16 protein-coding genes are annotated in these 14,941 nt (G+C 30.0%); 5 read left to right on the plus strand and 11 right to left on the minus strand.

All coding sequences use genetic code 11. The annotated features are described in order from the left end of the window. Positions 1-69: 69 nt before the first annotated feature. Positions 70-1,344, minus strand: a complete 1,275-nt coding sequence (gene glyA / locus MED152_RS02945; protein WP_015480366.1) for a serine hydroxymethyltransferase — start codon at positions 1,342-1,344, stop codon at positions 70-72. A 197-nt stretch (positions 1,345-1,541) separates the two neighbouring features. Here glyA and fahA point away from each other — a divergent pair, with 197 nt between their 5' ends. After that, complete coding sequence (fahA, locus tag MED152_RS02950) at positions 1,542-2,819, plus strand: fumarylacetoacetase (RefSeq protein ID WP_015480367.1); 1,278 nt, start codon at positions 1,542-1,544, stop codon at positions 2,817-2,819. Between the two features lie 77 nt (positions 2,820-2,896). Here fahA and MED152_RS02955 read toward each other — a convergent pair whose 3' ends face one another. Beyond that, on the minus strand, positions 2,897-3,715 hold the full coding sequence (locus tag MED152_RS02955; RefSeq protein WP_015480368.1) for a 1-acyl-sn-glycerol-3-phosphate acyltransferase: 819 nt from the start codon (positions 3,713-3,715) through the stop codon (positions 2,897-2,899). 44 nt (positions 3,716-3,759) lie between these two features. Continuing rightward, complete coding sequence (locus tag MED152_RS02960) at positions 3,760-4,395, minus strand: CoA pyrophosphatase (protein WP_015480369.1); 636 nt, start codon at positions 4,393-4,395, stop codon at positions 3,760-3,762. A gap of 77 nt (positions 4,396-4,472) precedes the next feature. Here MED152_RS02960 and MED152_RS02965 point away from each other — a divergent pair, with 77 nt between their 5' ends. After that, positions 4,473-4,751: a hypothetical protein gene (locus MED152_RS02965; protein ID WP_015480370.1), complete on the plus strand. Its 279-nt coding sequence runs from the start codon at positions 4,473-4,475 to the stop codon at positions 4,749-4,751. Here MED152_RS02965 and MED152_RS02970 read toward each other — a convergent pair. The 7 genes from MED152_RS02970 to MED152_RS03000 all read right to left on the minus strand — a co-directional run bounded on the left by MED152_RS02970 (position 4,748) and on the right by MED152_RS03000 (position 10,224). Further along, on the minus strand, positions 4,748-5,059 hold the full coding sequence (locus MED152_RS02970) for a DUF6787 family protein (RefSeq protein WP_015480371.1): 312 nt from the start codon (positions 5,057-5,059) through the stop codon (positions 4,748-4,750). The two genes, MED152_RS02965 and MED152_RS02970, sit on opposite strands and share 4 nt — an antisense overlap. Then, complete coding sequence (gene lgt / locus MED152_RS02975; RefSeq protein WP_015480372.1) at positions 5,059-5,898, minus strand: prolipoprotein diacylglyceryl transferase; 840 nt, start codon at positions 5,896-5,898, stop codon at positions 5,059-5,061. The genes MED152_RS02970 and lgt overlap by 1 nt, the downstream gene beginning before the upstream one ends. A gap of 30 nt (positions 5,899-5,928) precedes the next feature. Next, entirely contained in the window at positions 5,929-6,168 is a 240-nt protein-coding gene (gene yidD / locus MED152_RS02980) for a membrane protein insertion efficiency factor YidD (RefSeq protein ID WP_041383333.1), read from the minus strand. Between the two features lie 39 nt (positions 6,169-6,207). Further along, positions 6,208-7,686 (minus strand): cysteine--tRNA ligase, encoded by a 1,479-nt coding sequence (gene cysS / locus MED152_RS02985; RefSeq protein ID WP_015480373.1) that lies wholly within the window; start codon positions 7,684-7,686, stop codon positions 6,208-6,210. 91 nt (positions 7,687-7,777) lie between these two features. Beyond that, positions 7,778-9,127, minus strand: a complete 1,350-nt coding sequence (locus MED152_RS02990; RefSeq protein ID WP_015480374.1) for a hypothetical protein — start codon at positions 9,125-9,127, stop codon at positions 7,778-7,780. Beyond that, the gene (locus tag MED152_RS02995; RefSeq protein ID WP_015480375.1) at positions 9,108-9,683 is read right to left on the minus strand and encodes a hypothetical protein; all 576 of its coding nucleotides are present in this window, start codon (positions 9,681-9,683) and stop codon (positions 9,108-9,110) included. Before MED152_RS02995 ends, MED152_RS02990 begins: the two co-directional genes overlap by 20 nt. Beyond that, positions 9,667-10,224, minus strand: a complete 558-nt coding sequence (locus MED152_RS03000; RefSeq protein WP_015480376.1) for an RNA polymerase sigma factor — start codon at positions 10,222-10,224, stop codon at positions 9,667-9,669. The genes MED152_RS02995 and MED152_RS03000 overlap by 17 nt, the downstream gene beginning before the upstream one ends. Positions 10,225-10,315: 91 nt before the next feature. Here MED152_RS03000 and meaB point away from each other — a divergent pair, with 91 nt between their 5' ends. The 3 genes from meaB (at position 10,316) to MED152_RS03015 (ending at position 14,076) form a co-directional block, all read left to right on the plus strand. After that, on the plus strand, positions 10,316-11,383 hold the full coding sequence (meaB, locus tag MED152_RS03005; protein WP_015480377.1) for a methylmalonyl Co-A mutase-associated GTPase MeaB: 1,068 nt from the start codon (positions 10,316-10,318) through the stop codon (positions 11,381-11,383). 113 nt (positions 11,384-11,496) lie between these two features. Next, on the plus strand, positions 11,497-13,338 hold the full coding sequence (locus MED152_RS03010; RefSeq protein ID WP_015480378.1) for a cystathionine beta-synthase: 1,842 nt from the start codon (positions 11,497-11,499) through the stop codon (positions 13,336-13,338). Positions 13,339-13,350: 12 nt separating this feature from the next. After that, on the plus strand, positions 13,351-14,076 hold the full coding sequence (locus MED152_RS03015; protein ID WP_015480379.1) for a class I SAM-dependent methyltransferase: 726 nt from the start codon (positions 13,351-13,353) through the stop codon (positions 14,074-14,076). Between the two features lie 14 nt (positions 14,077-14,090). On the opposite strand, the gene msrA is transcribed toward MED152_RS03015, so the two are convergent. Next, positions 14,091-14,756, minus strand: a complete 666-nt coding sequence (msrA, locus tag MED152_RS03020; RefSeq protein ID WP_015480380.1) for a peptide-methionine (S)-S-oxide reductase MsrA — start codon at positions 14,754-14,756, stop codon at positions 14,091-14,093. Positions 14,757-14,941 lie beyond the last annotated feature (185 nt).

Genomic DNA, 14,941 nt, shown 5'->3' on the forward strand with positions numbered 1-14,941 from the left:
ATTGTAAGATATAAAAAAGCATCAAGAAATAAACTTGATGCTTTTAGTATTTTGAGATTTTATATGTTGTTACATTACAAAAAGTCTTCTAGAACTCATCATATCAGAAACACGCTCTCCTATTTCATGTAAAGCTTCTTCATTATCAGCATTTTGTATAGCTTCATCTATAAAGTTTACAACAGCTTCCATATCTTCAGTTTTTAAACCACGTGTTGTAATAGCAGGCGTTCCTACACGAATACCAGAAGTTACAAAAGGACTTTTATCATCAAAAGGAACCATGTTTTTGTTCACTGTAATGTCTGCTTTACCTAAAGCGATTTCTGCATCTTTACCAGAAATGTTTTTATTTCTAAGATCGATTAACATACAGTGGTTATCTGTTCCACCAGAAATTAAATCGTAACCTTTTGATACAAATGCTTTAGCCATAGCTGCTGCATTTTCTTTTACTTGAATTTGGTATTCTAAAAACTCATCTGTTAAAGCCTCTCCAAAAGCTATTGCCTTGGCTGCAATTACATGCTCTAAAGGTCCTCCTTGATTACCAGGAAAAACAGCAGAGTTTAACAACATAGACATCATTTTAGGCTTACCGCTTTTTAACGTTTCTCCAAACGGATTTTCGAAATCTTTACCAACCATTATAATTCCACCTCTTGGCCCTCTTAAAGTTTTATGCGTAGTAGAAGTTACAATATGACAATGAGGTATTGGGTCATTTAAAATACCTTTAGCAATCATACCTGCTGGATGAGAAATATCTGCCATTAAAATAGCACCAACAGAATCAGCAATTTCTCTAAAACGTTTAAAGTCAATATCTCTAGAATAAGCAGAAGCACCAGCAATAATTAAGTTTGGTAATTCAGCAGTTGCAGTTTCTTGAATTTTATCATAATCTAAAACTCCTGTTTCTTTGTCTACACCATAAAAAGAAGTTTCATATAACTTACCAGAAAAGTTAACAGGAGAACCATGAGTTAAATGCCCTCCATGAGATAAATCAAAACCTAAAATTTTATCTCCTGGCTTTAAACAAGCTGCAAAAACAGCAGTATTTGCCTGAGAACCTGAGTGAGGCTGAACATTTACATACTCTGCACCAAATAATTCTTTAGCTCTATCAATTGCAATTTGTTCTACAATATCTACAATTTCACAACCTCCATAATATCTTTTTCCTGGATATCCTTCAGCATATTTATTGGTTAAAATAGATCCTTGAGCTTGCATAACTTGGTCGCTCACAAAGTTTTCAGATGCTATTAATTCTAAACCATTTAATTGTCTTTCTTTTTCCTCTTGAATAAGGTCAAAAATTTGATTGTCTATTTGCATTTTGCTGTTATTTATTAAGTTAACAAAAATAATTAAAATAGATATGTTAGTAAAGGTATTTTTGCCATGTTTTCAACAAGTTATTAATAATTATTCTTAATAGATTAAACTAATATTAAAATTGAATTTTTAATAAAAATTTAGTTTTAAAATGAGAAAAAATTATGTAGGTTTGAATAAACGAAAAAAAAGTAAAGATGATTATAACTGCAAATAATCCAAAAAGAAAATCTTGGTTAAAGGTAGAGGAAAATTCAGATTTCCCTATTCAGAATATTCCTTTTGGTGTTTTTATTACAAGAGATGATATTATTACAATAGGAAGTAGAATTGGTGACTTTGCAATAGATTTAGGTGCATTTCATCAATTGGGTTATTTTGAGGGTATACCACTTACAGATGATATGTTCTTACAAGATAACTTGAATGACTTTATTGCTGATGGTCGTAAAACTTGGAGATTGGTTCGTAATAGAATTGCAGAAGTATTTGATGTTACCAATGGTTCTTTAAGAGATAATGCAGATCATAAAGATAAAATCATCTTTAGAATGGATGAAGTAGAAATGTTGTTACCAGTTGCTGTTGGTGATTATACTGATTTTTATGCAAGTAAAGAGCATGCTACGAATGTAGGTTCGTTATTTAGAGATCCAGAAAATGCATTATTGCCAAATTGGTTGCATATACCTATTGGCTATCATGGTCGTAGTTCATCTATAATTCCTTCTGGAACACCAATTAGAAGACCTTATGGACAAACTAAACCTGCAGAAGGTTCTAGTACACCTGGTTTTGGGCCAAGTAAATTAGTAGATTTTGAATTAGAAATGGCTTTTATTACTACAGATGCTAATGTTTTAGGTGATAGAATACCTATTGAAGAAGCAGAAGAATATATTTTTGGTTTAGTACAGTTTAATGATTGGTCTGCTAGAGATATTCAAGCATGGGAATACGTGCCTTTAGGCCCATTCTTAGGAAAGAATTTTGCTTCTACAATTTCTCCATGGATTGTTACTTTAGATGCTTTAGAGCCATTTAGAACTGAAAACCCTAAGCAAGTGCAAGAACCATTACCTTATTTAAAACAAGAAGGTAAAGGGAGTTATGATATTCATTTACAAGTTGGTATTCAACCAGAAAATGCAGAAGAAACAGTTGTGGCAAATTCTAACTTTAAATATATGTATTGGACAATGGCTCAACAATTGGCTCATCATACTGTTAATGGTTGCCCAGTTGAAGCTGGAGATATGATGGGTTCTGGAACTATTTCTGGACCTACCAAAGATAGTTTTGGTTCGATGCTAGAATTAACTTGGAAAGGTCAAAATCCAATTAAATTAAAAGACGGTTCTACTCGTAAATTTATAAACGATAATGATACTGTAATTATGAGAGCTCATTGTAAAAATGATAAGGTAAGAATCGGCTTTGGTGAATGTGTAGGTAAAATATTACCCGCAAAATAAAAACCGAATTATAAATCATAAAAAAAGCTTCACAGTATTGTGAAGCTTTTTTTATTAAAATGAATAAAGTGAAGTAACTAAGACTTCCAAAAAGTTCTTTTCTTATTTAACTCCTCTTCTGTTTTTAAGTACTCTTCTGCTTCTTCTGGAGAAAGTACTTTTAAAAATGAAGGATGTTGTTCAATAGCATATTCTATTTTAGTAACAATTTCAGCAATATCTTCATTATCATAGTCAATTTCTAAAGGCTCTTTTATCACCATTGACTGTAATACATTCTTTCGCTTAATATTTAAACCTTTCTTATCAAAAGAACGTCTAAAACCATCAATGACAATAGGCACTACAATTGGTTTAAAGGTTTTAATTATATGCGCTGTTCCTCTTCTAATTGGCTTAAAAGGCGTTGTTGTACCTTGTGGAAAAGTAATTACCCAACCATCTTTAATGGCTTTACCTATATTAGAAATATCAGAATTTTTTACCTGTCTTTTTACATCTTTACCTGCGCTTCTCCAAGTTCTATCAATAGAAACAGAACCTGCATAAGCAAAAAGTTTTGGCAGCAAACCAGATTTCATAGTTTCACCTGCTGCAACAAAGTAAATATTTAATTTTGGATTCCAGATGTAGCCAATATTTTTAATAGAATCCTCTCTACCACTTAAAGAGGCATTAAATACATGAAACATGGCAGCAACATCTGCAAAGTAAGTTTGATGATTTGAAATAAAGAGCACATTCTTATCTGGTAAGTTTCTCAAAATCTCTGAACCTTCTATATTTAGGTTATTAAATTTTCGATATCTTCCATGAGAAATGATACCAAAAATTCTAATAATCATTTTTTTTAAGAATAAAAGATGACCAAAAGGATTTCTTTTAAATAATGGCATTTAAGCTGTGTTTTTAACGTTAAACAAATTTACAAAACTAATTATTAATAGATAGTTTTTAGTAAATCTTTAATTTCTGACAACATCATACCTGTTGCACCCCAAATTATTTTATTATCAATTGAAAATGCTGGTACATCTACATTATCCATATAAGAAGTATTCATATTAATTGAAACAATACTGCTATCTGACATTAAGTCATTTACAGTAATTTCTATAGTACTCTCCACTTCATGATTAATTAAATATTTAGGTTTCTTAATTGCATAACCAATAAAAGGAGTAGCTAAAAAATTGCTAGGTGGAATGTAAACGTCTGTCATTTCACGAATAATGGTAACATCAGATTTATGAATACCAACTTCTTCAAACGCTTCTCTTAGTGCTGTTGCTTGTAAATTTTTATCACCCTTTTCTACTTTACCTCCAGGAAAACTTATTTGTGAAGAGTGCGTACCTTTATAACTAGCTCTTTGCGTTAGCAAAATAGATGCTTCATTTTTTTTATTCGGGTAAAATAAGGCCAAAACTGCTGCCTTTTTAGGATTATTTGCTGCAATTTTTTGTTGATCATATTTAAGTCTAAGTTTAGGTGCTAACTTAAATTGTGCATCTAAGCCACCTAACTTTAGTTGTCTTAATTCCTCTATATGATTGGTAAATTTTTTAAAATCCATTTTGATTAATTACTTTTAACAAACATGCCATTTTAAACCATCTTTAATTTTGGCAAGAATTTTGAACATAATAAAGCATGAACAAAAAATATAAAAAATTAATATTAAGTATCATTTTTGATGCAATAGGTATGGCTACTATTCTTCCTTTCGATTTAATCTGGGCTCCAGTTTCTGGTTATTTAATGACTAGAATGTATAAAGGTAATTTAGGTAAAGCAGCTGGTGTAATCAGTTTCTTAGAAGAAATCATTCCGTTTTCAGATGTTATACCAACCTTTACAATCATTTGGGTGTATAAATACGTGATTAAAAAAGAAGATAAGAACGAAGAAACAGTAATAATTGATATTTAATCTTCTTGCTTAAATAAAAAACCTAAACCTAATCTCGTTAGAAACTTTTTTTCAAAAGCCCAAAAGAACTTAAACTGTCCAAATACCCAGCCAACAATTGGTAAAGTAAGTTGGTAAATTGGAAAAATAAGTAATATTCTTAATGGCCAGTAAATCCAACCTGAAATAGTTTCTGGATTTAAACCTAAAAAATTCGTAACAGGTTTGGCTACCCAAGCAGCAAATGAACCATTAATTGCAAATACAATTAAAATAGCTAGAATAGACCAATTACTCTCTATTCCCCATCTTTCTTTTAATTTTTTCATTACTCTACTGTTGCTGTATTTTTAGTTTTTCTAACCATTAACCAAATACCAATTAACACTAATGGTATGCTTAAAACTTGGCCTGTGTTTAATGAATTGAACACCCAATCTTCTCTCCCATCTACTTGTGCTTCTTTCAAAAATTCTATGAAAAAACGCAATGACCATAAAACTGTCATAAACAAACCAAATAGAAATCCTGTTTGATTTTTCTTATCTGTTTTCCAGTACAAATAATACATTGCAAAAAACAGAATTAAATAACTGAATGCTTCATATAACTGAGTAGGATGCCTAGCAAAATCTTCTCCATTTGCTTTAAAAATTACTCCAAAGTCAGAATTGGTTGCTTTACCATAAATTTCTGAATTGAAAAAGTTACCAGTTCTAATAAAAAAACCTGCTAGAGCTACCATAATTGCTAATCTGTCTAAGATAAACAACCATGGTTTTTCTAAATGTTTCTTAGCATAGAAATACATTGCCAATATGATAGATATTGCTGCTCCATGACTTGCAAAACCTGTAAAACCTGTAAATTTCCAAGTGCCATTGACTTGTTTAAACGGAATTATAATTTCTAATAAATGATCTTGATAATAATCCCAACTGTAAAAAAAGACATCTCCTAATCTCATACCAATTAACATGGATACAAAGACGTACATAAAAAGTGTGTCTAATTTTTCTACAGGAATATTATCATTTATATAAATTTTCTTCATTAGATGTAAACCCAATAAAAAAGAAGCTACAAACATTAAACTGTACCAACGAACTACAAAAAATCCTAAATCGATACCTAATGATGGATCCCAATTTATTGCTAAAAAATTCATATGTGCTTTTAAAATTTATTAATAGTAAAATTATTTTTCTTTAATCTTCTCTGGTACAGGGTCATAACCTGAACCTCCCCAAGGATGACAACTAAAAATACGTTTCAAAGATAACCAACCTCCTGAAAATAACCCATGTTTTTGCAAAGCTTCTATTGTATAATGAGAACAAGTTGGGCTATACCTGCATGTTGCTGGGGTAAATGGTGATATTGCTGTTTGATAAAAACGAACCAACAATATAAAAGGATATGAAAGTATTTTTTTCAATTACTGATATAAAAATTGAGCTAAAAAGTTCAATTGTATTTAATTTATAGAAAAGGTAGTGCCTTCTTTACCATCTTTTAACTGAATGCCTAAGGCAACCAACTCATCTCTAATTTGATCTGATAAGGCCCAATCTTTATTTTCTCTTGCTTCTTTTCGTAACTTAATTAAAAGTTCTACAACACCTTTTACTTTGTCTGAATTGTCTTGAGCATCTTCGCCAATTAAACCTAAAACATCAAAAACAAAAGCTTTTATGGTAGTTTTAAATAAAGTTAAATCTGTTTCTGTTAAAGAACCTTTACCTTCTTTAATTTGATTGATTAGCTTAACAGCCTCAAATAAATGAGAGATTAAAATTGGTGTATTAAAATCATCATTCATGGCTGCATAACAATCTTTTTTCCAATTCTCAACATTGAAAGTAGATGTACTTCCTGCTTCAATTTTATCTAAAAATGCAACAGCTTCCATTAATTTAGAATGCCCTTTTTCTGAAGCTTCTAAAGCATCACCAGAAAAGTCTAAAATACTTCTATAATTGGCTTGCATATTAAAGAAACGCACTACAGATGCAGAAAATGCTTTTGGTAAAATATCATTATTACCCGTTAAAATTTCATTTGGTAAAATAAAATTACCTGTAGATTTTGCCATTTTCTGGCTATTTAGCAACAACATGTTTGTATGCATCCAATAATTTACAGGTTTTACCCCTGAACAGGTTTTAGATTGTGCAATTTCACATTCATGATGTGGAAATTTTAAATCCATTCCTCCTCCATGAATATCAAAACTTTCTCCTAAATATTTGGTGCTCATTACAGAACATTCTAAATGCCAACCAGGAAAACCATCACTCCAAGGAGAAGGCCAACGCATAATATGCCTGTCATCGGCTTTTTTCCATAAAGCAAAATCTTGTGGGTTTTTCTTATCTGATTGCCCATCTAAAGTTCTTGTATTATGAATTAAATCTTCAACTTTTCTACCAGAAAGTATTCCGTAATTTTCTTTTTTGTTGTATTCTAAAACATCAAAATATACAGAGCCATTCACTTCATAAGCAAAACCTTTTTCAATGATTTCCTTAATCATTTCTATTTGCTCTACAATATGACCTGTTGCTGTTGGCTCAATACTTGGTGGTAAAAAATTGTAATTCTCTAATACATTATGAAAGTCTACTGTATATTTCTGTACAACTTCCATTGGTTCTATTTCCTCTAATCTTGCTTTTTTAGAAATACGATCTTCACCCTCATCTGCATCATTTTCTAAATGACCAGCATCTGTAATATTACGTACATAGCGAACTTTATAACCTAAATGCAGTAAGTAACGATATACTACATCAAAAAACATAAATGTTCTAACGTTACCTAAATGTGCATTGCTGTAAACAGTTGGCCCACAAACATACATACCTACATAACCTTCTGTGATTGGTTTAAAATCCTCTTTAGATTTAGAAAGAGAATTGTATATTTTAAGTTGATTTTCTTTATAAAGTTCCATTAAAATAAGTGACTATTTATAGGGCATAAAGATAGGCACTTTAAGAAGAATAGCGAAATGGAATTTGTTAGAAGTTTTCTAAAAGAAGTGTTTACTTTATAGTAATTGTACTGTACTCTCCATTTACTTTAATGAAGTTAGTTGTAGTTGCATTTAAAGGGTTTTTGGTGGCTTTGTTATTTAATTTAACTCTGTTCACTCCGTATTTGAATTTACTTGGCACATCTTTTAAAAGTAAAATAGCTTCAGACTGACTTAAATTAATGATAAAATTACCAAAATTAGGATTAAAATTTTCTACTGTAAAAAGACCAAATTTATCTGTAACAATTACATCTTCATTAACATTGGCTACATTAACACTAGATGAATTATTAGATAATGTAGTATTAGTAACTGATGCTATTTTAGCATCAGTTACATTGTTTAAGAATAGTGTACAAGCGTTTAAATCGTTAATGGTAACTTTAGAATAATCTATTGCCAATTCACCATCAATTAAATTATTTGCTATAAAAGTACCATACTTTACTTTACCAATAGCAACTGTATTTGGCAGTTTTACTCTACAATGACGAGTGTTTAAATCGAAAGTTGCTTTTTTAGGAACTTTAATTTCCAAACGCTTTTTTATTTTAACGGTTTTACCATTAATAATAATTTCGTTTTTGTCTGAACTGAAATTCATTTTCAATTTCTTTAATTCAGCTTTGGCTTTGGCTAATTCGTTTTTAATTTTTTGTTTATCTATTTTTTTTAATTCCTCATTAGCCTTCTTCATTTCTATTTTAACCTTCTCTTTAGATTCTGCGATTTCTTTACGCATTTTCTCTTTATCTATGTTTAGCTTTTCTTTTAACTGCTTATATTCTTTGGTTTTTTTAAAGGCCTCCCACTCTTCTTTTGAAGTAATTACAATGTCATGATCATCATCTTTCCATCTAAAATCGTATTTCCCATTTTTACCCATATTTTCGTCTATGTCAATAAGAATGTTATCGAAATTAAAATCGAAATCAAAATTCATTTCTGGCAAAACAATGGTCTCAAAACTCGAAAAATCTATATCTGGCATTTCAAAATCAAAATCCATATCATCGAAAAAGACAAAGTTGTTTTTAAAACCTGCAGGCCCTTGACCTTTAGATAAAATATTTACTTTACGTTTATTACTTAATGCTTCAAACTGCCAATTGTTAAAGTACTTTTCTGCCTCTTCTTTAGAAACACCTTCAACCTCTATATAGGCATTTATTTGCACCTCGTTTTTATTCCAAGTTGTTACATCAATATCTGTATTAGATGCATCTATAACAACCTGTACATCTTTATTGGTCTTAAAGGTTTCAGTATATTTTTTATCAAACTTTTGGGCTGATACAATACTTATAAACCCAAGGCAAAATAAGGTTAGGTATAATTTATATGATTTGTTGTTCATTTTGTTTTGTGTTTAAATTTTTAAATTCATTTAACTGCTTTTTTAAACGTTGTAAAAGCTGTAGGCGTAATTGTAAATTACGAATTAATGCATCTATAGTTGCGTCATTAACCCCTTTTGTATTGAGCTCTTGGGTTAAATCTTTATACTCTTTTGTTAGTTCTGCAATTTTTAATAAATAGTTATCTACTAATTCTTTATTCTCTTCAGATAAATCTAATTGACTAATTTCTAAATTGATACTATTTGTATAGTAGGTTTCAATAGTATTGAATTCAGGTGATATATTTCCTAAAGTAATTTGTTTGGGAGTTGAATTATCATCCGTTTTAATTAAAATAGGATCTTCTTTCTTTGTAGGATAAAACTGAACTCCAATACTTACAAGTAATAAAATAGAAGCTGCTATAGATAACCATTTTATATAGTTTTTCTTAGGCTTTGTTTGATGCAATTCTTGATTTAAAAGTGCCTCGAACTTCTTAGCATGGTTGTTAGATAACTCAACCTTTTCTTCTTTATAATTTTTAAATTTATCTCTAATATCTTGCTGCATACCTCGTACTTTTTAATTCTTCTCTTAACATTCTTTTACCTCTTAACAAATGTGTTCTAGAAGTGTTTTCACTAATATTTAATACTGATGAAATCTCTTGATGATCATAACCTTCTAAAAGATATAAGGTGAGTACCAATCTATATTTATCTTTCAATTCGTTAATTTTTGACACAATTAAATCTATACAAATATCACTTTCAAAATGCCAATTATCGCTTTCTAAATTCCCTGTTATTTCTTCATTAATAGTAACCAATTCTAATTTCTTTTGTTTTAAACAATCTATACATTGGTTGATCACTATTCTCTTTAACCAAGCTCCAAATGCTACTTCGTTTTTATAAGATTTAATGTTTTTAAACGCCTTAATAAAAGCATCTTGCATTACATCTTCTGCCAAACATTTATCTTTCATATACCTAACAGCCACAGCAAACATGCCTTTTGCATACAAATTATACAATTGCATTTGCGCTTTTGCATCATTGCTTTTGCATTGATCAATTATAGTTTGATGTAATTGTTTGGTTGGTTTCATTAAATCATTCTTATTCTAAAGACGATACATTTTTAACGATGTTGCAAAACGTTCTAAAATTTATCTTTAAATTTACATATTAACTTTTACAATGAATAAAAAACAATCTGCATTGCATGAAAAAGAAGGTGTTTCTAAACCAGAAACCACTAACTATTCTAGTGCAGAAAAAATAAAAATTAACAGAGCAAAAAGAAATTCTGTTGATGAATTTGTAACTCAAATTTTAAAAGGAAACATTACATTTCTAAGCAGAGCAATTACTTTAGTAGAAAGCACAAATGCGAATCATCAAAAAAAAGCAAACGAAATTTTAGAAAGATGCTTGCCTTTTGCAAACAATTCTGTAAGAATTGGTATTACTGGAGTGCCAGGTGTTGGTAAAAGTACATTTATAGAAGCTTTTGGTAAATACCTTACAAATAAAGGAAACAAGGTTGCAGTTTTAGCTGTAGATCCAAGCAGTTCTGTAAATAAAGGTTCTATTTTAGGTGATAAAACCAGAATGGAACAGTTGGTTACAGATCAAAATGCGTTTATAAGACCCTCACCCTCTGGGACCTCTTTGGGTGGAGTTGCTCAAAAAACCAGAGAATCTATAATTTTATGTGAAGCTGCAGGTTTTGATACTATAATTATTGAAACTGTGGGAGTTGGTCAATCTGAAACTGTAGTTCATTCCATGGTAGATTTCTTTTTATTACTGAAACTTGCAGGTGCAGGAGATGAATTGCAAGGAATTAAAAGAGGAATTATAGAAATGGCAGATGCCATTGTTATTAATAAAGCTGATGGTGATAATGCTAAAAATGCTAACATTGCTAAAGTAGAATTTAACAGAGCTTTGCATTTATACCCTTTAAAAGAAAGTAACTGGCAACCTAAAGTTATAACTGCAAGTGCATTGCAAAATTTGAACATTGATAAGGTTCATGAAATGATTGCTGAATATCTTAAACTTACCAAAAACAACAATTACTTTGAAGAGAAAAGAAATGAGCAAAATACTTTTTGGCTACTTTCTACCATAAATCAGCAATTAAAAGATAATTTCTACAACAATCCTAACATTAGTAAAGAGTTAACTAAAGAAATTATGAATTTAAAAAATGGAAAAACCACACCATTTAACGCTGCTAAAAGATTATTAAATTTGTAATTTTTTTGGTTGGTTTTCGACTACAAAGTATATAGTTTTGTGTAAAGTTTAGTGCTGAAACAATACTATCAATAATAGCATAAAAAGCTATTCTTAAGATTCTATTTAAACCTATGATACATCAAAAATTAAATAATTTTATTGCTCAAGTTGTTGATAATATGCCTAGTGATTGGGTTAATCTAACAACTCATAGACTGGATATATATAATGAATCGCTTGCAAAAAGCGAATTTTTAGCAAAATTTGAAGCCTTATTTAAAAACGATACAGTCAATAAAAATAAGCTAGAAAATTTACCAACTGCTTATGATTATATTCGTTTAGGGCACCCTTTATCTTGTGTTCTTGAATGGATTTTAAGTAAATTAAACGATTTACATCCAGATGAAGTAATCAGTTTTTCTTCTTTAACGATGCCTATTTTGGCAGTTTTAAGGAAAAATTTATTGGAAAATAAAGACACAGCTATTTATTTTACAAATTCCAGATTTAATGATATAGATTTTGAAACCTTAAAACGTGTTTATGGCTATAATTTTAGTACTCATTTAATTGATAATGAAAGTGAAATTCAAGAATCTGATTCAAGTACTATTTTTATATCTGATAAAGAAGACTTTAAAACGTTTAATTTAAGCTCATCAGTTGATTTTTATGTTAATGCGTATTCAGACTTAGGAAGTGTTCTATTGGTAAATGGAGTAAAAAATAAAGAATACACATCAGAAATTCAACATGTTAGAAGAAGAGAAAGTGTTGCTATGACACCTGTAAATTCTTTAAAAGCGTTAAATCTGTTTTTAGGAAGATCATACACCGAAAATGATACAAGTGCTAATGATTCCAAAAAATTAGTACAAAGTTTAATCAAAGATATTACAGGCACAAAAGCTACTCCTTTATTAGGCTCTAGTGGATTATCTATTCAATATGCAATTATGATGGGCTTAGTTGATGATGCTCTTCAAAATCATAAAAATAAAACTATAAAATTTATTGTACCACCAAATTGTTATGGAGGTACAAACGATCAAGCAAGAAGAGTTGCAGCATTAGATAAAAATATTGAAGTTGTTGATTTACCTGTAGATGGTAAAAATGATATGGTTTCTAGCATAGACCGCATTTTAGATGAAGTTGCAAATGAAGATGCTGTACCTTATATCATTGCAGAAATACCTACAAATCCAAGAGTTGAAGTTCCGAATTTAGAAGATTTAAAACGTGTTTTAACCAATGAACGCAAAACCAATTCTGGAGAAAGTGCAATAGATCCTATTTTCATTTTAGACCAAACTTTTTGTCCTAATTATCAATTTTTAGGCGAAGGTGAAATTTTATCAACTTGCAGAAGTATCGCATATGCTAGCGGTTCTAAATTTCCTAGTGGAGGTAAATGTACTGCTGGTTATTGTGTTTCTAATGATAAAGCAAAGGCTTTAATGCACAAAATTGAGCATCACTTAACTTTATGTGATAATGAAGCTACAAAACAACAATATGATATTCTTGCTGAGCAGTTGCCTAGTATGAACCATAGAATTCTAGAAGCTTATCAAAATACAAAAGATTTTGTAAGTTTTATTCAAAAAGTTTTACCAGAAGCTAAAATTAATTTTGTTTCAGAACAGTTGGCTCTACAAGGTTTTACACCTTCTGTATTCTCTTTAGATTTGCCTACAAAAGGTACAACTTTAGAAGAGCAAGAGGCTTATAAAAGAGCCTTGAATTTAAAATTAATTAATCTAATGATTACAGAAATTCCTGACGAAAGTAAATTCTGTGTAAGTTACGGACAATTAAAAGGATGTTATTGGACAGTTCCTGCAACATCTACTCAAGGTACTACAAAAGAAGGAGATAAAGACTATATTGTTCGTGCATCGTTATCGCCAGATCTAGATTTAGAATTACATAAAAAAGTATTTACAGATTTTGTGAATTCTCTATAAATTCCAATTAACATGAAAAGCTTTCATCAAACTACATTTTTGTTTTTACTAATTTTTGCCATAAGTTTTTCTGTGTTTAGTCAAAAAGACAACAATTCTTCAGGAGATTATATTTACAAAAAAGGAGATTTTAATGGAATTGGAAAATGGTATTTAGGCAGAGAAATTGCTTATGTAATGGGTTATGAAGGCATAAATTGGTTAGAACGTTCTACGCGTGAAAAAGAAGAAAACACTTCCAAACTAATCAAAAACATGAATATTAAATCTACTGATATTATTGCAGATATTGGTGCTGGTTCTGGATATCATGCGTTTAAAATGGCACCTTTATGTAAGAGTGGATATGTTTATGCTGTAGATATACAGCCAGAAATGTTAAATGCTATTTTAAAAAATCCGAAGTTTGAAAAATACACCAATATTGAGTTAGTTGAAGGTGATGAAAAATCTGTAAATCTTCCTAAAAATACTTTTGATAAAGTACTGATGGTTGATGTGTATCATGAGTTTAGCTATCCAAAAGAAATGATTTTATCCATTAGAAAAGCATTGAAAGAAAATGGTAAAATTTATTTGATAGAATATAGAATGGAAGACAAATCTGTTCCTATAAAAAAACTTCATAAAATGAGCGAAAAGCAAGCTGTTAAAGAATTACAGGCTGCTGGATTTAAGCTCGATGAAAATATAAGTAATTTACCTTGGCAACATTGTATGGTATTTAGCAAACAATAATTGCCAAGATTTTTTTAATGACTTTTCTTTTTTAATAACTCAGGAAATTTCTTCTTGAACTTATTTAATCTAGGCACAGAAACTGCTTTTACGTAACCTTGATTAGGATTTCTTCTTTCAAAGTCTTGATGATATTCTTCTGCCTCATAAAACTTAGTATGTTTTGTTACTTCTGTAACAATTTGATTGTTATAGACAGACTTATTTAATTCTGCTATTTTATCTTCAATAATTTGTTTTTCTTCTGCTGTGCTATAAAAAGCAATAGACCTGTACTGAGTGCCATAATCTGGGTGTTGGCCATCTTTTGTTGTTGGATTATGAGAGCCAAAAAATACAGCAACTAAGGTTTTAAAAGAAACTTCTTTTGGGTTATAATAAACGGCTACAGTTTCTGCATGACCTGTTTTACCAGTACCAATTGATTGGTAAGTAGGATTTTTTGTAAACCCACCTGCGTAACCTGATACAGCCTCCTCTACTCCTTTAACACTCTCAAAAATAGCCTCTACACACCAAAAACAACCACTAGCAAAATAAGCTACTTTGGTATCTTCTGAAGGTGTATAACTATGGATTTTTTGAGTATCATTAGAACTAGAATCTTTTTTAGAAAACCCTAAACAAGAAAATAATAGTAAAGAAAAAGTAACTGTAAAAAATGCTTTGTAAAATTTCATAAAATTAAAATCGTTTTTAAATTAAAATTTGCACCAAGAACAAACTAAAAAAATTCTTGGCACAAATTTCTGAACTTTTAACTCGATAACAAAACCGAATTACAACTATAGTCGCAAGAAAAGACATCATCATACAGTTTGTTTACAACTTTAGCATTTTGTTAAGAAACCTTATTGTAAAAAAC

The sequence above is a fragment of the Polaribacter sp. MED152 genome, from assembly GCF_000152945.2.
GTDB lineage: Bacteria > Bacteroidota > Bacteroidia > Flavobacteriales > Flavobacteriaceae > Polaribacter.

What these genes read in the sequence shown, in the direction of transcription:
- MED152_RS03000 (WP_015480376.1), bottom strand. Translation starts at nt 10,224, where the DNA reads ATGAAACCAACCAAACAATTACATCAAACTATAATTGATCAATGCAAA.
- MED152_RS02995 (WP_015480375.1), bottom strand. Translation starts at nt 9,683, where the DNA reads ATGCAGCAAGATATTAGAGATAAATTTAAAAATTATAAAGAAGAAAAG.
- msrA (WP_015480380.1), bottom strand. Translation starts at nt 14,756, where the DNA reads ATGAAATTTTACAAAGCATTTTTTACAGTTACTTTTTCTTTACTATTA.
- fahA (WP_015480367.1), top strand. Translation starts at nt 1,542, where the DNA reads ATGATTATAACTGCAAATAATCCAAAAAGAAAATCTTGGTTAAAGGTA.
- MED152_RS02970 (WP_015480371.1), bottom strand. Translation starts at nt 5,059, where the DNA reads ATGAAAAAATTAAAAGAAAGATGGGGAATAGAGAGTAATTGGTCTATT.
- MED152_RS02960 (WP_015480369.1), bottom strand. Translation starts at nt 4,395, where the DNA reads ATGGATTTTAAAAAATTTACCAATCATATAGAGGAATTAAGACAACTA.
- cysS (WP_015480373.1), bottom strand. Translation starts at nt 7,686, where the DNA reads ATGGAACTTTATAAAGAAAATCAACTTAAAATATACAATTCTCTTTCT.
- meaB (WP_015480377.1), top strand. Translation starts at nt 10,316, where the DNA reads ATGAATAAAAAACAATCTGCATTGCATGAAAAAGAAGGTGTTTCTAAA.
- MED152_RS02990 (WP_015480374.1), bottom strand. Translation starts at nt 9,127, where the DNA reads ATGAACAACAAATCATATAAATTATACCTAACCTTATTTTGCCTTGGG.
- MED152_RS02965 (WP_015480370.1), top strand. Translation starts at nt 4,473, where the DNA reads ATGAACAAAAAATATAAAAAATTAATATTAAGTATCATTTTTGATGCA.
- MED152_RS03010 (WP_015480378.1), top strand. Translation starts at nt 11,497, where the DNA reads ATGATACATCAAAAATTAAATAATTTTATTGCTCAAGTTGTTGATAAT.
- glyA (WP_015480366.1), bottom strand. Translation starts at nt 1,344, where the DNA reads ATGCAAATAGACAATCAAATTTTTGACCTTATTCAAGAGGAAAAAGAA.
- lgt (WP_015480372.1), bottom strand. Translation starts at nt 5,898, where the DNA reads ATGAATTTTTTAGCAATAAATTGGGATCCATCATTAGGTATCGATTTA.
- MED152_RS02955 (WP_015480368.1), bottom strand. Translation starts at nt 3,715, where the DNA reads ATGCCATTATTTAAAAGAAATCCTTTTGGTCATCTTTTATTCTTAAAA.
- MED152_RS03015 (WP_015480379.1), top strand. Translation starts at nt 13,351, where the DNA reads ATGAAAAGCTTTCATCAAACTACATTTTTGTTTTTACTAATTTTTGCC.